General features: G+C 63.9%; 21 protein-coding genes. 8 read left to right on the forward strand and 13 right to left on the reverse strand.

The window, feature by feature from the left end:
* Nucleotides 1-113 precede the first annotated feature (113 nt).
* A complete protein-coding gene (purB, locus tag ACP2YO_RS17475) occupies nucleotides 114-1,421 on the reverse strand; it encodes an adenylosuccinate lyase (protein WP_426441941.1) in 1,308 nt (435 codons plus the stop codon).
* 346 nt (nucleotides 1,422-1,767) lie between these two features.
* Here purB and ACP2YO_RS17480 point away from each other — a divergent pair, with 346 nt between their 5' ends.
* The 4 genes from ACP2YO_RS17480 to ACP2YO_RS17495 all read left to right on the forward strand — a co-directional run bounded on the left by ACP2YO_RS17480 (nucleotide 1,768) and on the right by ACP2YO_RS17495 (nucleotide 4,143).
* Entirely contained in the window at nucleotides 1,768-1,902 is a 135-nt protein-coding gene (locus ACP2YO_RS17480; protein ID WP_426441942.1) for a hypothetical protein, read from the forward strand.
* Nucleotides 1,899-2,495: a TetR family transcriptional regulator gene (locus tag ACP2YO_RS17485; protein ID WP_426441943.1), complete on the forward strand. Its 597-nt coding sequence runs from the start codon at nucleotides 1,899-1,901 to the stop codon at nucleotides 2,493-2,495. Before ACP2YO_RS17480 ends, ACP2YO_RS17485 begins: the two co-directional genes overlap by 4 nt.
* Before the next feature lie 155 nt (nucleotides 2,496-2,650).
* Nucleotides 2,651-3,748, forward strand: a complete 1,098-nt coding sequence (locus tag ACP2YO_RS17490) for an ISAs1 family transposase (RefSeq protein ID WP_426435191.1) — start codon at nucleotides 2,651-2,653, stop codon at nucleotides 3,746-3,748.
* 149 nt (nucleotides 3,749-3,897) lie between these two features.
* Entirely contained in the window at nucleotides 3,898-4,143 is a 246-nt protein-coding gene (locus ACP2YO_RS17495) for a hypothetical protein (protein WP_426443557.1), read from the forward strand.
* A gap of 336 nt (nucleotides 4,144-4,479) precedes the next feature.
* Here the strand turns inward: ACP2YO_RS17495 and rpe are convergent, their stop codons facing one another.
* Complete coding sequence (gene rpe / locus ACP2YO_RS17500; protein ID WP_426441944.1) at nucleotides 4,480-5,181, reverse strand: ribulose-phosphate 3-epimerase; 702 nt, start codon at nucleotides 5,179-5,181, stop codon at nucleotides 4,480-4,482.
* A gap of 255 nt (nucleotides 5,182-5,436) precedes the next feature.
* Here rpe and ACP2YO_RS17505 point away from each other — a divergent pair, with 255 nt between their 5' ends.
* The gene (locus tag ACP2YO_RS17505; protein ID WP_426441945.1) at nucleotides 5,437-6,261 is read left to right on the forward strand and encodes an EF-hand domain-containing protein; all 825 of its coding nucleotides are present in this window, start codon (nucleotides 5,437-5,439) and stop codon (nucleotides 6,259-6,261) included.
* 57 nt (nucleotides 6,262-6,318) lie between these two features.
* On the opposite strand, the gene ACP2YO_RS17510 is transcribed toward ACP2YO_RS17505, so the two are convergent.
* The 3 genes from ACP2YO_RS17510 to ACP2YO_RS17520 form a co-directional block, all read right to left on the reverse strand.
* Nucleotides 6,319-6,963, reverse strand: coding sequence for a hypothetical protein (locus ACP2YO_RS17510; RefSeq protein ID WP_426441946.1), 645 nt, complete (start codon nucleotides 6,961-6,963; stop codon nucleotides 6,319-6,321).
* A gap of 170 nt (nucleotides 6,964-7,133) precedes the next feature.
* The gene (locus ACP2YO_RS17515) at nucleotides 7,134-7,280 is read right to left on the reverse strand and encodes a hypothetical protein (protein ID WP_426441947.1); all 147 of its coding nucleotides are present in this window, start codon (nucleotides 7,278-7,280) and stop codon (nucleotides 7,134-7,136) included.
* A gap of 196 nt (nucleotides 7,281-7,476) precedes the next feature.
* On the reverse strand, nucleotides 7,477-8,472 hold the full coding sequence (locus tag ACP2YO_RS17520; RefSeq protein WP_426441948.1) for a P1 family peptidase: 996 nt from the start codon (nucleotides 8,470-8,472) through the stop codon (nucleotides 7,477-7,479).
* A 273-nt stretch (nucleotides 8,473-8,745) separates the two neighbouring features.
* Here ACP2YO_RS17520 and ACP2YO_RS17525 point away from each other — a divergent pair, with 273 nt between their 5' ends.
* Nucleotides 8,746-9,138, forward strand: coding sequence for a response regulator (locus ACP2YO_RS17525; RefSeq protein ID WP_426441949.1), 393 nt, complete (start codon nucleotides 8,746-8,748; stop codon nucleotides 9,136-9,138).
* A 45-nt stretch (nucleotides 9,139-9,183) separates the two neighbouring features.
* Here ACP2YO_RS17525 and ACP2YO_RS17530 read toward each other — a convergent pair whose 3' ends face one another.
* From ACP2YO_RS17530 to ACP2YO_RS17560, 7 genes are all read right to left on the reverse strand, one after another.
* Nucleotides 9,184-10,728, reverse strand: a complete 1,545-nt coding sequence (locus tag ACP2YO_RS17530; protein WP_426441950.1) for a GMC family oxidoreductase — start codon at nucleotides 10,726-10,728, stop codon at nucleotides 9,184-9,186.
* A gap of 283 nt (nucleotides 10,729-11,011) precedes the next feature.
* Entirely contained in the window at nucleotides 11,012-12,130 is a 1,119-nt protein-coding gene (locus ACP2YO_RS17535) for a branched-chain amino acid ABC transporter substrate-binding protein (RefSeq protein WP_426441951.1), read from the reverse strand.
* 153 nt (nucleotides 12,131-12,283) lie between these two features.
* Complete coding sequence (locus tag ACP2YO_RS17540; RefSeq protein ID WP_426441952.1) at nucleotides 12,284-13,018, reverse strand: ABC transporter ATP-binding protein; 735 nt, start codon at nucleotides 13,016-13,018, stop codon at nucleotides 12,284-12,286.
* On the reverse strand, nucleotides 13,015-13,530 hold the full coding sequence (locus ACP2YO_RS17545) for an endonuclease domain-containing protein (protein WP_426441953.1): 516 nt from the start codon (nucleotides 13,528-13,530) through the stop codon (nucleotides 13,015-13,017). The genes ACP2YO_RS17540 and ACP2YO_RS17545 overlap by 4 nt, the downstream gene beginning before the upstream one ends.
* Nucleotides 13,527-14,360 carry an ABC transporter ATP-binding protein gene (locus ACP2YO_RS17550; RefSeq protein WP_426441954.1) on the reverse strand — a complete coding sequence of 278 codons (834 nt, stop codon included), beginning with the start codon at nucleotides 14,358-14,360 and terminating at the stop codon, nucleotides 13,527-13,529. Before ACP2YO_RS17550 ends, ACP2YO_RS17545 begins: the two co-directional genes overlap by 4 nt.
* On the reverse strand, nucleotides 14,357-15,625 hold the full coding sequence (gene livM, locus ACP2YO_RS17555) for a high-affinity branched-chain amino acid ABC transporter permease LivM (RefSeq protein ID WP_426443226.1): 1,269 nt from the start codon (nucleotides 15,623-15,625) through the stop codon (nucleotides 14,357-14,359). The genes ACP2YO_RS17550 and livM overlap by 4 nt, the downstream gene beginning before the upstream one ends.
* A 73-nt stretch (nucleotides 15,626-15,698) precedes the next feature.
* Nucleotides 15,699-16,616: an ABC transporter permease subunit gene (locus ACP2YO_RS17560; RefSeq protein WP_426441955.1), complete on the reverse strand. Its 918-nt coding sequence runs from the start codon at nucleotides 16,614-16,616 to the stop codon at nucleotides 15,699-15,701.
* Nucleotides 16,617-17,040: 424 nt separating this feature from the next.
* Here ACP2YO_RS17560 and ACP2YO_RS17565 point away from each other — a divergent pair, with 424 nt between their 5' ends.
* On the forward strand, nucleotides 17,041-17,187 hold the full coding sequence (locus tag ACP2YO_RS17565; RefSeq protein ID WP_426441956.1) for a hypothetical protein: 147 nt from the start codon (nucleotides 17,041-17,043) through the stop codon (nucleotides 17,185-17,187).
* A 228-nt stretch (nucleotides 17,188-17,415) separates the two neighbouring features.
* Nucleotides 17,416-17,946 (forward strand): hypothetical protein, encoded by a 531-nt coding sequence (locus ACP2YO_RS17570; RefSeq protein ID WP_426441957.1) that lies wholly within the window; start codon nucleotides 17,416-17,418, stop codon nucleotides 17,944-17,946.
* Here ACP2YO_RS17570 and ACP2YO_RS17575 read toward each other — a convergent pair.
* Nucleotides 17,929-18,318: a carboxymuconolactone decarboxylase family protein gene (locus tag ACP2YO_RS17575; RefSeq protein WP_426441958.1), complete on the reverse strand. Its 390-nt coding sequence runs from the start codon at nucleotides 18,316-18,318 to the stop codon at nucleotides 17,929-17,931. The two genes, ACP2YO_RS17570 and ACP2YO_RS17575, sit on opposite strands and share 18 nt — an antisense overlap.
* Nucleotides 18,319-18,417: the final 99 nt, after the last annotated feature.

Raw genomic sequence — 18,417 nt, forward strand, 5'->3', positions numbered from 1 at the left:
CGATGCGAAGCATCGAACCCGGAATCTCGAGATTCTCAGGCGCGCAAGTGCGCGCCGCAGTTCGCCCTTCGGGCGCCCCGGAATGACGTCGGTAGGTCCGATGTGTTTCTCCCTCAACTCTCGCCGAACACCCGCTTGAAGATCGTGTCGACGTGCTTGAGATGGTAGCCGAGATCGAACCGCTCCTCGATCTCCGCATCGCTCATGTACTTCTTCACGTCCGGGTCCTGCTTCAATAGCGTCTGGAAGTCGCCTTCGCCGCGCCACACCGGCATCGCGTTGCGCTGCACGTATTTGTAGGCGTCCTCACGGCTGGCGCCCTTTTGCGTCAGCGCCATCAGCACGCGCTGCGAATGCACGAGGCCGCCGAGGCGGTCCAGGTTCTTCTGCATGTTCTCGGGATAGATCAAAAGCTTCTCGATTAACCCGGCGAGACGGACCAGCGCGAAGTCGAGCGTCACGGTCGCATCGGGAGCGATCATGCGCTCGGCGGAGGAGTGCGAGATGTCGCGCTCGTGCCAGAGCACGACGTTCTCCATCGCCGGCAGCGCAAAGGCGCGCACCATGCGCGACAGGCCGGTGAGGTTTTCCGACAGCACCGGGTTGCGCTTGTGCGGCATTGCCGAAGAGCCCTTCTGGCCCTCGGAGAAGAACTCTTCCGCTTCCAGCACCTCGCTGCGCTGCAAGTGACGGATCTCCACCGCCAGCCGCTCGACCGAGGACGCGATCACGCCAAGCGTCGCAAAATACATTGCATGACGGTCGCGCGGGATCACCTGGGTCGAGATCGGTTCCGGCCGCAAGCCCATCGCCTTGGCGACATGCTCTTCGACCCGCGGGTCGATCTGGGCGAAGGTGCCGACGGCGCCCGAGATCGCGCAGGTCGAGATTTCCTCGCGCGCGGCGACCATGCGGTCGCGGGCGCGGCTGAATTCGGCATAGGCATAGGCGAGCTTGAGGCCGAAGGTGACGGGCTCGGCATGGATGCCGTGGGAGCGGCCGATGGTCGGCGTCATCTTGTGCTCGTAGGCGCGCTTCTTCAGCGCCGCCAGCACCCGGTCGAGGTCGTCGAGCAACAGGTCGGCGGCGCGCTTGAGCTGGACGTTGAGGCAGGTGTCGAGCACGTCGGAGGAGGTCATGCCCTGGTGCACGAAGCGCGCCTCGGGGCCGATGATCTCGGCCAGATGGGTCGTGAAGGCGATTACGTCGTGCTTGGTCTCGCGCTCGATCTCGTCGATCCGCGCGACGTCGAAGGTGGCGTCCTTGGCCTTGGCCCAGATCGTCCTCGCGGCCTCCTTGGGGATCACGCCGAGTTCGGCCTGGGCGTCGGCGGCATGCGCCTCGATCTCGAACCAGATCTTGAAACGCGTCTGTGGCTCCCAGATCGAAGCCATTTCCGGGCGGGTATAGCGGGGGATCATCGAAAACTCCGAAACGAGCGAGGCGGGGGCGCGCGGCGACTCCCGGCCAAATTGTTTTTACGCCACGCTTTAGCAGAGCCGGGGGCAGACAAATAGGCCGATAAACAGCCTGGGACATCGCTTCGGCCGCCCGACCGGGTCCAGTTCCCGGGCCCGGCCCGGTCGGGCAGTCAATCAGCTGAAAATATTTGTCTGACAGATATTGAAATCTGTCAGCGAGATGGTGTATATAAAATTCGGCGCCGGAGCTCGGGCGTCGTGGCTTTGCCGGCGTTTGGCTGGCGGGTCTGCCCGAACCTCGATGACGACCTCTAATCTGAAGTGACTACCTCTAAGGACTACCGCCATGACTATCGAAATCATCCATTTGACTGCCCAGATTCAACAATGGCTCAACCACCGCGTCGCCCGCCATTTGGCCGCCCAAGCTGCCAAATTCTCCCGCGGGCAGGACAGCGATAACCAGACGGTAAACGCATGAACGAGGCGGTGGTTTTGACACCCGAGCGGATCCTCGAAGCAACCGAGGATGTTCTAAGGCGCTTCGGGCTCGCCAAGGCCACTGTCGTCGACGTTGCCCGTGCGCTGGATGTCAGCCACGGCAGCGTCTACCGCCATTTCCCCAGCAAGGCCTCGCTGCGCGATGCAGTGGCAAAGCGTTGGCTCGACCGGGCCAATGAGCCGCTGTGCAAGCTCGCGGCGGCCTCAGGCCCGGCGCCGGAGCGGCTCGATAAATGGCTGCGTACGATGTTTGCGATCAAGCAGAAGAAGGTCTGCGACGATCCCGAGATGTTCGCAACCTATTTGGCGCTGGCACAGGACGCCCGCGAGGTGGTGGAGGCCTACAAGGACAAGCAGGTCGACCTGCTCGGGAAGATCCTGTCCGACGGTGTGGCGCAGGGCGTGTTCGAGATCGACGACGTCAAGGCAACGGCACGTGCCGTGTTCGACGCGACCGCCCGCTACCACCACCCGGCGCACGCCGAGGAATGGGCCAAGCCGGAATGCCCGTCGCGGATCAATGCACTGATCGGCCTGCTGCTGAAGGGCCTGGAAGCGCCGTGTAAGCACTAGCTTCTGGCGATTTCATCAGGCGTCGGAGCAAGCGGCACCCTTCTCCCTAACCCTCCCCCGCAAGGCAGGGGAATCGCATGTGCGTGCCTGCAAGTAGTTGCCAAATCGGAAGAAAAGGATTCTGAGGATAGCTCCTGATCTTGAGGGAGCAGCCGATGCAGAGATTTGCGGAATGCTTTTCGGAGTTGCCCGACCCGCGGGCCGACAACGCGCTGCATGACCTGACCGAGATATTGTTCCTCGCGCTGATGGCGACGCTGTGCGGGGCGACGAGTTGCACCGACATGGCGCTGTTTGCCCGGATGAAGGCCTATCTTTGGCAGGATGTGCTGGAGCTTAAGAACGGTCTGCCGAGCCACGACACATTCAGTCGGGTGTTCCGGATGCTTGACCCGAAGGCGTTTGAGGTCGCGTTTCGGCGCTTCATGAAGGCCTTTGCGCAAGGCGCGAAGATCAAGCGGCCACGCGGGGTGATCGCGCTCGACGGCAAAGCGTTGCGGCGCGGCTACGAACGCGGCAAGAGCCACATGCCGCCGGTGATGGTGACCGCCTGGGCGGCGCAGACGCGCATGGCGCTCGCCAATGTGCTGGCGCCGAACAACAACGAAGCCGATGGCGCCCTGCAGTTGCTTGCGCTTCTGCAGCTCAAGGGCTGCGTGGTCACAGCCGACGCCCTGCATTGCCACCGCGCGATGGCCAAGGCGATCGTGGAACGGGGCGGCGACTACGTGCTGGCGGTGAAGGCGAACCAGCCTACTCTGTTGGAGGATGCCAAAGCCGCAATCCGCGCCGCCAAACGCAAGGGCAAGACCTCGCTCACCACCAAAGACGCTGAACATGGACGCAACGAAAAGCGTGTTGCTCTCGTTGCACCGGCTCCCGACATGGCCAGGAAGCACGACTTTCCAGGCCTCAAAGCTGTTGCCCGCATCACCAGCAAGCGGGGCCAGGACGACACGGTCGAGCGCTACTTCCTGATGAGCCGCCCCTATAGCCGCAAAGAGGTCCTGCGCATCGTCCGCGCTCATTGGGGCATCGAAAATAGCCTTCACTGGCCGCTCGACGTCACCCTCGACGAGGATCTTGCTCGCAATCGCAAAGACAACGGACCGGCCAATCTGGCCGTGCTTCGCCGCCTGGCCCTCAACGTCGCCCAGGCTCACCCAGACACCACAGTCTCCCTGCGCGGCAAGCTCAAACGCGCCGGATGGAACGATGCCTTCCTTTTTGAACTCCTCGGCCACATGCGATAGCCCTGCCCCGCAAGGGGGGAGGGAACCGATCCCTTGGTGCTTCCCTTACGTCCGCGCTGATTTTCTGCGATGCCATGCGACGCGCACGGGCTGACTCTCGGCGAGGTGAGCGCGCGGGTCGGGACCTCGTTGCCAGGGGCGCGATCGCCGTGCGCGGCAATCATGACAATGCAGGTGATCCGTGGCTGGCCATGCGATGCAGCCGGGGCGCCGAGATCGATGGCTTCACCACGGTCGGCGAACGCCTCCACCGCGGCGGCATGGCCACGCTGTGGAGCGTGACGCGTTGGCATCGACGTGCCGTTGCTGATGAAGGTGCCTCGCAGGCGACCAGCGATGGAGCGGCGGACCAACCGGCCAATGAGGCTGCGGTCACGCCACCCGGCTTGTTCTGATCAAACGTCGGCTCACAAGCTGCGGAGCACCGTCAGATCCGGCGCAGAAGAACGTAGCCTGTGCGTGCCGCATTGGCCCGATCGGGTGACGTCACGCAAACGCGCCGGGCTACGAACGCGACGTTCAAGCCGAGCCACAAAGCCATCCCTGTGCAGACAAGGGCCATCGTCATGATGCCCGCCTCCCTCAAATATATTTTGAGGTCTGTTGTGCATCGGATTGGATGAGTCTGTGAAGACCGTATGAACACGACGCGCGCATGAATGTTGTGCATGCGGCAGCGCAGCAGGTTGGTGTGCGCCGCACCTGCAGGCATCGGCGCACGCATTGCCCGATTAGATGGCTTCTCCGCGCGCCTGCGCGGCGGCGTTGCGGATCGCCGAGATGTTGGTCCTGTAGGCCTCGACGGTGCCGCCCTTGAACACCGCCGAGCCGGCAACAAAGGCGTTGGCACCGGCAGCGGCGAGCTGACCCGCGACATCGGACGCGACACCGCCGTCGACCTCGATGTCGATCGGGCGCCCAGCCGTCATCGCCCTGATGTCGCTGACCTTGCCGACCGATGAGCGGATGAAGGCCTGGCCGCCGAAGCCGGGATTGACCGACATCACCAGCACGATGTCGACGAGGTCGAGCACGTATTCGATCGCGCTCGGCGGGGTTCCCGGATTGAGCGAGACGCCGGCCTTCTTGCCGAGCGCGCGGATCGCCTGCAGCGAGCGATGCAAATGCGGGCCGGCCTCGGCATGCACCGTGATGTGGTCGCAGCCCGCCTTGGCGAAGGCTTCGAGATACGGATCGCACGGCGAGATCATCAGATGTGCATCGAAGATCTTGCTGGTGTGCGGTCGCATCGCCTTGATGACGTCGGGGCCATAGGAAATGTTCGGCACGAAGTGGCCGTCCATCACGTCGAGATGGATCCAGTCGGCGCCGGCCTGATCGACGGCGCGGACTTCCTCGCCAAGTCTGGAGAAATCCGACGCCAGGATCGACGGCGCGATAACGAGAGGACGCGGAGCGAATGGCTGGGACATGTGCGCTTTCCCTGGAGGCTTCGAGGGCCGTGTGATGGCCCCGCCTAACATGCGGATACGTGGCGGGCAATGCGAGGGGATGCGGCAGCCCGTGGGCGGAAAAATCTGCCGCAGCGGCAGCTCTTGCCGGGTGGGTGGAACGGTGCCCGATGCAGGAAATACCGGATTTTATTGGGTTTTTGTCATGGCATGGCGCTTGCTCCAAAATTGGCATGGGTTTGAGCCGCCGCGCGCGGCATTGTTTGGAGTATTGCCATGTTGTTCGCCCTTGGCGCCGCGTCGTCGGCCCTGGACATCCTGGGCTTGCTGACCTCGTCGAAGTCGTCGTCATCGACCGCATCGGGGTCCGCATCGTCGGCCAATTCGAGCCAGAGCAGCGGCCTGTTCGATGCGTCGACGGTGCTATCGAGTTCGAGCGTCGGCACCACGAGTGCCGGATCGAGCAGTGGCTCCGCGCAGATCTCGCCGGAGATGATGAGCGCGCTGCTCGACGCACAAAGCCAGTCGCAGACCACGGGCTCGACCGGCGCGACCACGAGCGACTCTTCGAATCCGTTGCAGAGCCTGTTCTCGCAGATGAAGGCGGACGGCGGCTCGATGACCAAGTCGCAATTCGAGAGCGCACTCAGCGCCGACGGCATCAGCACGTCGCAGGCCGATGCCTTGTTCTCCAAGCTCGACGCCAATGGCGACGGCTCCGTCAGCACCGAGGAGATGTCGCGGGCGCTGCAGGGCGGCAAGGGCCATCACCATCACCACATGGGCAGCGGATCGGCCGATCAAGCCAACTCCAGCAGCGGCACGGACTCCGGCAGCGGCTCGAGCTCCAGTGGATCGAGCTCCGACCCGCTGATGCAGGCGCTGGCCGGAGCAACCAGCTGCTCGGTGACCAACAGCAACGGCTCGACCACGACCACGATGACCTACGCCGATGGTTCGACGGTGTCGACGACATCGGCGGCGGCATCCTCCGCCGCCAGCAACGCGACCACGTCCTACAATTTCATCGAGCAGCTGATCCAGCGCCAGTCGCAGGCCGTCGCCGCGCAGGCGTCATCATCGGTGGCGATCAGCGCCTAGCAAGGTGCCCCGTCATTGCGAGGAGTGATCGCTTTTTGCGCGCACGTGTGAAGCAGATCATTCGGTCCGACGCTCGACGACGTCTTCCGGCTTGACCGCCCAATAACTCCGGCCATTGGTCTCCGGGTCGGAGTTGTCGCTGGAAGAGAACACGAACATCGACGTGTTGCCGGTCTTCCATTGCGAGAAGCGGCGGTGGCCGATGTCGCTGATCGTGCTGTGCGGCGTGCCGTGAGCGGAGCCTAGCGGCTTGCCGTCCTCATAGAGGATGACGGGCGAGTTCGAATCGAATTTCCCTGCCACATCCGCAACTTCCGAAAACCGCAAATCCTTGGCGATGACGGCAAAGTCCGAATTTCCAAAGCGCCTGAAGGGCCGGACGAGATGATACTTTTCCCCTGCCACGTTCGGCTCGATTCCGGAGTCGGGCAGTGGCGGCGGGGTCGCCGATTTAACCGCCCAATAGGTGCGGCCGTTGGTGCGCGGATCTGTGTTGTCGCTTGATGAGAAAACGAAGACCGAGTAATTGCCCTTCCAGTGCGAAAAGCGTCCGTGGCCGAGTGCGGCTATATCGGTGTGTGGTGTGCTGTGGGCGGGTCCAAGCGGCTTGTCGTCTTTATAGATGACGATGGGCGAGCGGGATTCATTGTCGGCGGTGCTTTCGTCAGCGAGGTCACCAAACCACGGGTCGACGCTGGTCATGGCAAACGTTGAATTGAACGGAATGAATGGGTGCATCAGCTCATGCCGTTCGCCGCTGACGTCGGGTTGGACGAGCCTGGGATCACACGCAAATGACAGCCACGTTGCCAAGGCAAAGTAGATTGGCGCGGCGCTCGCAAATGCGATCCAGCATTTCCGATTTCGCGAGGTCATTTGCTGTGCGTCCGGTCGAGCATTGTATAGGTGGCGTCCATGCCCGCCTCCTGCCCACGGCGATAGCCGCGGCGAAAGGCCAAGCTGGCGACACCCAGCGACCATCCAGCCAGCAAAATGGCTGCACCCAGATTCCAGAACATCCTCCCACCCTTAGTCGAGGCAATTTCCCTGCAGATTCCCGGGAAAGTTGCAATCACTCAATCGAACAAAGGACTGCAAGTCGCTGGATTTTCTAGAAATTTTGGGCTGAAGCGGAAACGTCCTCGAAGCCATTTACCAAGGTCGCCAAACCCGAACCGCCTCTTTTAAGGTGTCTCGTATTTCGCCCTGTGTCTACTAGCCGAACCGGTCCTGCCAACTCGGCAGTGCACCGGGGAAAGGCAGGGCGGTCGCGGCATAGACGCCGCGGGCGATGGCGCGCGCCACCGTGTTGGCCGCCACCCCGCCGAGCGTGGTCAGGCCGAACAGCGGGTCGATTGGTTTTGCGCCGGTCGCGGCGGCAAATACCACATCGCCATCGAGCGGCGCATGCACCGGATAGATCGCGCGCGCCATGCCGGTCTGCGCGATGACAGCCAGCCGCTTGGCCTGCGGCTTGGTCAGTTGCGCGTCGGTAACCACGACGACGAGCGTGGTGTTCTCCGCGGCCGTCGCGTCGGTGCCGCCCTTCAGCCGCATCTTCAACATATCAGGGCTGAATGACGGCGGCAGGCCGCGACCGCCAAATTCGGCGTCGACTTCGAACGGCGCGGCCCAGAACCAGGGGCCGGTTCCGACGATGACGCTGCCGACCGCGTTGACCACCGCAAGCGCTGCAACCATCACGCCGTCATCGGTCTGCGCGGACGCCGAGCCGAGGCCGCCTTTCAAGGCGGCCGTGGTCGCACCCATCCCGGCGCCAACGCTGCCGAGGCGGAACTCGCCCGCCGCTGCATTCGCCGCCGCGTAGCCGAGATCGCGATAGGGCGGAAAGCGTCCCCACGCCTTGTTGCCGCCGTTGAGCAGATCGAAGCAGATCGCGCCGGGCACGATCGGAATCACCGCGTCGCGAATCCGAAAGCCGCGGCCGCGTTCGGCTAGCCAGGCCTGCACGCCGCCGGCGGCATCGAGCCCGAGCGCGGAGCCGCCTGAGAGCGTGATGGCGTCGATCGCCTCGACGACGTTTTCCGGCGCAAGCAGCGCGTCTTCGCGGGTGCCGGGGCCGCCGCCACGGACATCGATCGAGGCCACCGCCGGTCTGTCGAAGATGATGGCGGTGACGCCGGAGGCGACCGCAGCGTCGTCGGCGTGGCCGACGCTGACGCCGGCAATGTCGGTGAGAAGGTTTTTCACGATACGTTCCCGTCGGAGCCTTCGCTGGTCGATTGGCTGGTCGATTTGGCTGGTCGAACCGGTATAGCAGCCGCGACAGGCTCATCAACCAAGGTAACCAGCCCTTTACCGACCGGTCCGATAATTTGCGGCCATACCTCTTGATTCCCGATTTTTGACCCTAGCCTGACCGCCAAAGCTCTATTGCATTTTCGAGCGAAGCGGAACCGCGTCAAACCAAGGGGCCAAAGCGCGGATCTGATTCACTCAGCGCCTGGCTCGAGGAAAGCTGTCATGCCGCGTATTCTCGTGATTGATGATCAGGCCGACGTCCGGGCGATGATCGCGATCCTGCTGCGTGTGCAGCGTTTCGATGTCGTGGAGGCGTCGAACGCCCCGGAGGCCATGGCGGCATTCGGAGCGTCGTCCTTCGACCTTGCGATTGTCGATATCTTCCTGGACGGCAAGAACGGGATCGACGTCATCCTGGCCATGCGCGCGCGGGTGCCCGATCTTCCTGTCGTCGCCATCTCCGGCATGACGGCGCTCGATTTCCTGCCGGGGTCGCTCGAGCTTGCCGACATCGTCTGCCTGCAGAAGCCGTTCCGGCCGAACCAGTTGGTGAGCGCGATCGAGACCGCGCGCGGGATGGTGTCGCGCCAGAATGCCGCAGTCGCGGCGAGCTAGACCAGATCATCAGCGTTCGGGTCCAGGGCGCGGTGATAGCAGCGTCTAGGCCCTCATCATCCGGGCAATGGCTTCGCCAATAACGACCGTTGTGAAGTGGGTGTTGGCCCGGCAATCGGACGGCATGATCGATGCGTCGGCGACCCTCAGACCGCTGATCCCCTTCACGGTCCCATCGGGATTGACCACACCCGCGGGGTCGTTGACGCCGGCCATGCGGCAGCTGCCGGCGGCATGCTGGATATCCCCGGTCTCCCGCCGCAACACCGCTTCGAGTTCGGCGTTCGGCAACGCCGCCGCGGCCGGCAGGGTCAGCTCGGTATCTCCAAGGCGGATCCAGTCCGATATGCTGGCCAGCGCCGGCTGCGTCGCCAGGACGGCGAGCCGCTTCACTGCATCGGTCATGCGCAGCATGTCGCGTGGATCGACCAGCATGTTCTCCTCGACGATGGGATCGATCGTCGGATCAGGCGAAGCCAGCTTCAGCACGCCACGCGAATAGGCGTTGAACAGTCCCGCGCCGATCGCTCCGGAATTTCCGATGCCGCGATGGTTGAACCCAATCATGATCATATCGCGCTTGCCGCCGTCGGCGAGACCGGACGAGTAGGTCACACAGCAATTGGTGTGTCGCGTATCCGGATCAGTGGGCCGCAGATCCTCACGCAGCTGGATCGTCGTGCGAAACAGCGGATGATCGAAGAAGTGGCGGCCGACCGGCAAGTCACGCTCGACCGCGATCCCCATGGCTTGCAGCTCGTCTGCGGGGCCAATGCCCGATCGCAGCAGGATCGCCGGGCTGTGGATGGCGCCGCCGCACAGCACGATCTCGCGCGCGGCGATCTCGCTGGTGCCCTGGCCGTCGATGTGCACACGGACACCGGTGGCCTTGCCGTCGCGGATCACGACCCGGTCGACCAGCGCCTTGCCGCGGATCTCCAGATTGGCGCGGCCACGCGCCGGCTCGAGATAGCCTTCGTTGGTGGTGATGCGACGACTGTCGCGGCTGTTGATCGGATAGCAGGCAACGCCCTCGCCATCGGGACCATTGACATCGGCGCACCACGGATAGCCGCTGGCGAGTGCGGCATCGCGCAGGCCGCGATCGATCGGCCCCCATGTCTCTGATGACGCGCGATAGACCGGCAGCGGGCCGCCGCGTCCATGTCCCTTGGCGTCGCCGAACTCCTGATCGTCCTCGATCACCGCGAACAACGGCATGATCTCGCGCGCGGACCAGCCGGTGCAGCCGAGCGCGGCCCATTCGTCGAAGGCGTCCGCGACGCCGCGAATGGCGATCTGGCCGTTCATCATCGAGCTGCCGCCGAGACCCTTGCCGCGCCAGTAGAAGCGCGGCTCCTGCCCTGCGATGCGGCGGCTCAGGAGGTTGGGCCACTGCCATTTCTCCTGGAATTCCCGCCTGTGAATGATGGGAATCGGATTGGGCGTCTTGATTTCCCAGGGCGCCTCATCGGCGCGCCAGTCGAGGCCGGCTTCCAGCAGCAGCACCCGGCGGTCTCGATCTTCGGACAACCGGGCGGCAATGGCAGCGCCGGCAGAGCCGCCGCCGACGACGATCACATCATACATCTTTTTTCTCGGGTGAACGCTGAACGGACAGCAGGTGGCGTTGATGAGCGTGTCGGTTGAATGGAAATCGTTCGGCGGTGCGCGATGCCTTTCACGGCCTCGCGCGCCCGCGTCGCACGCATGGTCGTTACACTGACGAGGCCAGCGCAGACGAGATATGGTGCGCTGCCAAACCGGGCAAGGCTAAACTTCAATCGGGGCTGCCCAGAACATATGCGATCAAACAAAGAAAAAAACGCCCCGGCAAACCGGGGCGTTTTGACTCAACACGTGTCCTGAAGCGTCAGGAGCCCTTCGGATTGATCTCGGCGTAGTTGCCCTTGCCGTCCCACTTGTAGACGACATAGTCGATCTGCTTGATGTCGCCCTTGGCGTCAAAACCCATCTTGCCGAGCACGGTGTCCCATTCGCCGGCCTTGATGGTTTCCATCACCTTCTTGGCGTCGGTGGAGCCGGCCTTGGCGGCGGCCTGGGTCCAGACCTGGATCGCGGCGTAGGTGTAGAGCGTGTAGCCTTCGGGATCGATGTTCATCGCCTTGAACTTCTCGACGATCGCCTTGGCGGTCGGCTTGTTGCGCGGATCCGGGCCGAAGGTGAACAGGGTGCCTTCAGCGGCGGGGCCGGCGATCGAGGCGAACTCCTTGTCGTTCATGGCGTCGCCCGCCATCAGCACGGCCTGCAGGCCCTGGTCGCGCATCTGGCGCAGGATGAGGCCGGCTTCCTGATGATAGCCACCGACATAGACGAGATCGATGTTTTCCTTCTTCAGGCGCGAGACGATCGCGTTGAAGTCCTTGTCGCCCTTGTTATAGGCCTCGTTGACCTTCTCGGTGATACCGGCCTTGTTGAGCGCCTTCTTGGTCTCGTCGGCGAGGCCTTTGCCGTAGGTGGTCTTGTCGTTCAGGATCGCGATGTTCTTGCCCTTGAAGGCCTTCGCGATGTAGTCGGCGGCAATCAGGCCCTGCTGGTCGTCGCGGCCGCAGACGCGCGCCACGTTCCAGAGCTTGCGCTCGGTGAACAGCGGGTTGGTCGAGGCGGGCGTGATCTGCAGGACGTTGGCGTCGGCATAGGCTTCCGAGGCTGGAATCGAGGACGACGAGCAGAAGTGGCCGGCCACGAATGGGATCTTCGCGCTGCCGATCTTTTCCGCGACCGAGCGCGCCTGCTTGGGATCGCAGGCATCGTCGTCGGATTCAAGCGCGAGCTTCTTGCCGAGCACGCCGCCGGCGGCGTTGATGTCGGCGACCGCCTGATCCGCGCCGTTCTTCATCTGCCGGCCGAAGGCGGATTCGGAGCCCGTCATCGGGCCCGCCACTGCGATGGTAATGTCCTGCGCGAACGCGCTCGCCGATAAAGCGAACGAAGCGCCCAATGCCAGGCCGATGATCTTCAGTGATTTCATGACAAGTCCTCGTGGTCGTTGCCTCTTGGGGAAAAACCCGGACGGGCCGGGTACAATAACCGGCGGCATTCTCGGCTGATTTCGCCGTGAAGTCACCGGCAATTTTCAGGCAAATCGACGCTTCACCCGCTGCAGGGAGCGCCGGACTCATGGCTAGCCGCGCCGTCCGCCCTCCAGATAGGCGGCGCGGATTTCCGGCCGCTGCAGCAGCTCGGCGCCGGTTCCGGCCAGCGTGATCAGGCCGTTGACCATGACATAGCCGCGATGGGCGAGCTTCAGCGCGTGGTTGGCGTTCTGCTCGACGATCAGCACGGTGAGGCCGTCCTGGCGGTTCAGCGTGCGGATCGCATCGAAGATCTGCCGGGCGATCAGCGGCGCAAGGCCAAGCGAGGGTTCGTCCAGCATCAACAGGCGCGGCCGGCTCATCAGGGCGCGGCCGATCGCGAGCATCTGCTGCTCGCCGCCCGACAGCGTGCCGCCGCGCTGCGCGGTGCGTTCCTTCAAGCGCGGGAACAGCGCAAACACACGTTCCAGCCCGGCCTCGCGCTCAGCCTCGCTGCATTCGGTCGCATCCGCGCCCATCTGCAGGTTTTCGGCCACGCTCATGCGCGGAAAGATCCGCCGCCCTTCGGGCGATTGGGCGATGCGCAGTCGCGCGATCTCGTGGGTCGGCTCGCCGGTGATGTCGCGACCGTCGAATTCGATCCGCCCGGCGCGGGCGCGCGGCCTGCCGAAGATCGTCATCATCAGCGTCGACTTGCCGGCGCCATTGGATCCGATCAGCGCGACGATCTCGCCGGCACTGATCTCGATGTCGACGCCCTTCAGCGCCTCGATCTTGCCATAGGCGGCACGCACGCCGCGCACCGCGAGCAGGGGACCAGTCATCGCTCGCTCCCTTCGTTGCCCGGAGCGCGACTGTCTGTTCTCCCTCCCCCTGAAAGGGGGAGGGTTGGGGTTGTCGCCGCTTGCGACAACCTTTCCATGTGCGCAAGCAGATCGCTCAGCACGCCCTCCAAATTCGACAGCACATCGTTGTTCCAGTAGCGGACGACTGTGGCGCCTTTCTCCGCGAGCCACGCCGTTCGGCGGTCATCGGCTTGCTTGCGCTGCTCGGCGTGTTGACCTCCGTCCACCTCGACAGCGAGACGGAGGCGCGAGCAATAGAAGTCGAGCGTGTACGGACCGATCGGGTGCTGCTTGCGAAATGAAAAGCCATTGAGCTGATCGCGACGCAGGGCACGCCACAAGCGAGATTCTGCTTCGGTCATATTGACGCGGAGAGATCGCGCACGTGCCGTCATATCTTTCGTGCGGGAAAAGCGTGACCCCCACCGGCCCGCTTCGCGGTCGACCTCCCCCTTGCAGGGGGAGGTGGGATTTTCGGGCGTCGCGCTCACGTGGCGCTCTCCATCACCGCGATCGCCTCTTCCTCGTCGGCGCCGAGATAGGCGGCGATCACCTTGGGATCGTCGCGCACGGCCTGCGGCGTGCCTTCCGCGATCTTGACGCCGTAATCCATGACCACGACGTGGTCGGAGATTTCCATCACGACCGACATGTCGTGCTCGATCAGCAGGATCGAGGTGCCATGGTCGGCGCGGATCGACAGCAGCAACTCGTTGAGCGCGCCGCTCTCGCGCGCGTTGAGGCCGGCCGCCGGCTCGTCGAGACAGAGCAGCGCCGGCTCGGTGCACATCGCGCGCGCGATCTCGAGGCGGCGCTGGTCGCCATAGGGCAAATTGCCCGCGGCATCGTCGGCGCGATCGAGCAGCCCGACGCGCGTCAGCCAGGTCCGCGCCAGATCGATGGCGCGCCGTTCGGCATGACGCCATGAAGGCACGCCGATCAGGCCGAGGAAGGTCAGGCCGGAGGCGCGCATCAGCGCGTTGTGCTGCGCGACCATCAGGTTCTCCAGCGCCGTCATGCCGGGAAACAGCCGGATGTTCTGAAAGGTGCGCGCGACCTTGGCCCGCTTGGCGATCCGGAAATCGTTGAGGCGTTCGAGCTGGATGCTGCGGCCGTCGTCATGGGTCAGGCGGATCGCGCCGCCGCTTGGGCGATAGAAGCCGGTGATGCAGTTGAACACCGTGGTCTTGCCGGCGCCGTTCGGTCCGATCAGCGCGGTGATCTTGCCCCGCTCCGCGGCAAAGGAGAGATCGTTGACGGCGACGATGCCGCCGAAACGCATCATCAGATGATCGACGGCGAGGATATGATCGTCGCTCATCCGTGGCCCTCCTTGACGAGGTCGGACGAGATCGCCTGGCTGCGCTCCAGGAACACGGTCGGCGCGCGATGGCCGATCAGCCCGCGCGGACGCCAGATCATCAGGAACACCATCGCCATGCCGAACACCAGCATGCGGTATTGATCGAAGCCGCGGAACAGCTCGAAGCCGCCGATCATCGCAAGCGCCGCGAGCGCGACACCGAGCTGCGAGCCCATGCCGCCGAGCACGACGATCGCGAGCACCAGCGCCAATTCCTGGAAGGTGAAGGATTCCGGGCTGATGAAGCCCTGCCGCGTGGCGAAGAACGCGCCGGCGAGGCCGCCAAACATGGCGCCGGTCGCGAACGCCGTCAGCTTGGTCGTCGTGGTGTTGATGCCGAGCGCGCGGCAGGCCACCTCGTCCTCGCGCAGCGCCTCCCAGGCGCGGCCGATCGGCAGCCGCCGCAACCTGATCGTTACCCAGTTGGTGAGCAGCGCCATCGCCAGGATCACGTAGAACAGGAAGACGATGCGGTGGGTCGGCGAGAACTCGATGCCGAGCTTGGCGGCAAGCCCGCCGTCGGTGTTGTCGAGCGGGATGCCGAACAGCGTCGGGCGAGGGATGCCGGAGACGCCGTTGGGGCCGCCGGTCAGGCTCTGCCAGTTGATGATGACGAGGCGGATGATCTCGCCGAAGGCGAGCGTCACGATCGCCAGATAGTCGCCGCGCAGCCGCAGCACGGGGAAGCCGAGCAGCACGCCCCAGAATGCCGCCAGGATGCCCGCGAGCGGCAGGCAAACCCAGAACGACAGGTCGAAATTGGTGGCGAGCAGCGCGTAGGAATAGGCGCCGACCGCGTAGAAGGCGACGTAGCCGAGATCGAGCAGGCCGGCGAGGCCGACCACGACGTTGAGGCCCCAGCCCAGCATCACATAGGTCAGGACCAGGATCCCGAGGTCGAGAATGTAGCGCTGGTTGTAGAAGATCACCGGGACGAGGAAGGTGAAGATCAGCAGCGCCGGCGCGAGCAAGCGGCCCGCGAACGACAGCGTGGCCTGCACCTGCGGCGGAACGGCCCTGATGGTGCCGACCGGACCCCACCACTGCCGCAACAATTCGACGATGATGCTGCCGCCGAACACGATGCCGACCATGGCGGCAAGGTCGCCGAACCGCGTCCAGTAGATCAGGTTGCCCTGCGGGCCGGCTTCGGTGCGCACACCGATCATCAGCGAGAACAGCACCAGCGCCACCACGGAGCTGATCAGGGCTTTCTTGAAGATGAAGGCGGCGCCCGAAGGCTGCGAGGCGTGCGACGGGTGGGCTGCTGGGGTGACGCTCACTGAGGGCCGTCCGTCAGACTTTTTCGACTGTGGGACGGCCGAGCAGGCCGGTCGGCATGAAGATCAGCACCACGATCAGGATCGAGAACGCGGCGACGTCCTTGTACTCCACCGAGAAATAGGCCGACCACATGGTCTCGATCAGGCCGATCGCGAGCCCGCCGAGCATCGCGCCGGGCAGCGAGCCGATGCCGCCAAGCACGGCCGCGGTGAAGGCCTTGATGCCGGCGACGAAGCCCATGAAGAAATCGACCAGGCCGTAATAGAGCAGGTACATCACGCCGGCGACCGCGGCGAGGGCTGCGCCGATCACAAAGGTCATCGAAATGGTGCGGTCGACGTCGACGCCGAGCAGCGATGCCATGGTCTGGTCCTGCTCGCAGGCGCGCATGTCGCGGCCGAGCCGGGTGCGCGACACGATCCAGGTGAACATTGCGAGCAGCACCACGGTGGTGATGACGACGACGATCTGGACGTTGGAGAGCTGCACCGCAAAACCCTCCGGTCCCTCGTGCAGCGTGTAGCCGCCGGTGATGATCGGCGGCACCGGCTTGACCCGTGCGCCCTGCGAAACCTGCGAGTAGTTGGTCAGCACGAACGACATGCCGATCGCCGACAGCATCGGCGCGAGTCGGAACGAGTGCCGCAGCGGCCGGTAGGCGATGCGCTCGATGGTCCAGCCATACAGCGCGGTGATCGCCATCGAGACCAGCAGCACGATCAGGAGGATCACCGGGATCGCGGTGAGGCCGAGCGACACCAGGATCAGGAACGAGATCAGCGCGATGAAGCCGCCGATCATGAAGATGTCGCCATGGGCGAAGTTGATCATGCCGACGATGCCGTAGACCATTGTGTAGCCGATGGCGATCAGGCCGTAGATCGAACCGAGCACCAGGCCGTTGATCAGTTGCTGCGCGAAATAATCCATGCACTGCCGCTGTTAGAGACGAGAAACGCGGCGAGGGCCCCCGGTAGCCTTAACCGACATGTCCGATGGTTTTCTAACAGTGGGAACCGAAGGCGGCAACAGCGGCAATCTGCAACTGGGGTGGCTGTACACGAGTCATTTGCTCGGTTCCGCACTTTAAACTCGCCCGACATGACCTTGCCGCGGGCAGGATGCCTGCGTTCCGGGCAGGGCCTTTCTATTTGAGAGAGGCTTCTATTTGAGATGGCTTGCGATCGCAGCGCACCATGGCGCCGTTTCCGCGAGCGACAGCGCCGGGTTCCGGATGGCGCGTTTTGCGGCCGGCGTTGCCACAGTTTGACTGCTGAAGTGCCCAAGGTTCCCATCGAACCAAACGCAGCGCTCCCGGTTGTCCCGGACTGTGTTCAACAAGGGAGATACCCGAATGAGCAACCAGAACCAGAACCCGGGACAGCAGAACCAGAACCCGGGTCAGAAGCCCGGTCAGCAGCAGCAAGGCGGCGGCCAAAAGCCCGGCCAGCAGCAGCAGGATCCGAGCCGTCAGGGCGAGAACCCGGAGAAGGGTCGCTAGTTCGGACCCGATCATCGCGTATCAGCAAGGGAAGGGTCTCGCCGCAAGGCGGGACCTTTCTTTTTGCCCCCGTTTTGGCACGGACCGAACGTGCCCCAAACAATCCCCAAACAATCCCCAAGGCAGTTAAGGTAAACAAAGGGTTTAAATTGCCGCTGGCGGTTTAAGGGCGTTACCTCGGCCGAACCGCCGCCCGCTCCTTGGGCCCGCGGAAGCGTGGGAAGCGTCATGTCCAGCAATTGGCGGATCAGTTCATTCAACGGCGCGCTGCTTGCAGCCTATTTCATCCCGGTCTGGACCATCATTGCCTTCAACATCATGGTGTCGCCGGTCCACGGGCTGTATGAGCGGCCGAGCGTGTCGATCGCGCTGTACGCGAGCGACTATCTGCAGCTTTCCAAGATCGCGACCGTTCGGCTCGCTTGGCTGCTGGCGCTGGCGCGGATTACCGTGGTGGCATTCTTCACGGTCTTCCTCGCCATGATGACGCGGCCGTCGGCGAGAAAGAACGGCGGTTACAACGAAGCGCTCGTCGTGGCGCTGTGCTTCGGCAGCGTGATCAGCTTTGCCAGCATGTTGATGGCCTCGAAGGTCGGCGAGATCCAGGCGTTGCGCATGCATGCAGCCGAGCTTTTGATGCTGCTCGGCACCGCGATCGTGATGCTGTTCGAGGAGCCGGCGAAGCCCGCTGCCAAGGCGCCGGCCGCTGAGGCAATCGCTCCGTCCGAACCGGCCGGCGAGCTATCCCTGCAGCCCTAACTCCGAAATGATCGCATTGGCTTCCTTGACGGCGTGATTGGCGGCCGGCACGCCGCAATAGATCGCCTGCTGCAGCAGGATCTCCTTGATGTCGTCCGGCGTGAAGCCGCCTTCAGCGAGCGCTGCCCGCACATGCAGGCGGAATTCGTCCCACTGGCCGAGCGCGACCATGGTGCCGATCACGAGCACGCGCCGTGTGCGGTGATCGAAATGCGGCCGCGTCCAGATCTCGCCCCAGGCATAGCGCGTAATCAGGTCCTGGAAGTCGGTGTTGAACGCATTGCGGTTCTGAAGCGACTTGTCGACCCATTCATCACCCAGCACCTTGCGGCGCTGCGCCATGCCGTCGTCGCGGCGCTGATTGTCGTCCATTGATGTCTCCTCTCGTCATTGCGAGAAGCGAAGCGACGAAGCAATCCATCTTTCCGCAAGCGGTGACATGGATTGCTTCGCTTCGCTCGCAATGACGGC

It is taken from the genome of Bradyrhizobium genosp. P, from assembly GCF_049949265.1.
Lineage (GTDB): Bacteria > Pseudomonadota > Alphaproteobacteria > Rhizobiales > Xanthobacteraceae > Bradyrhizobium.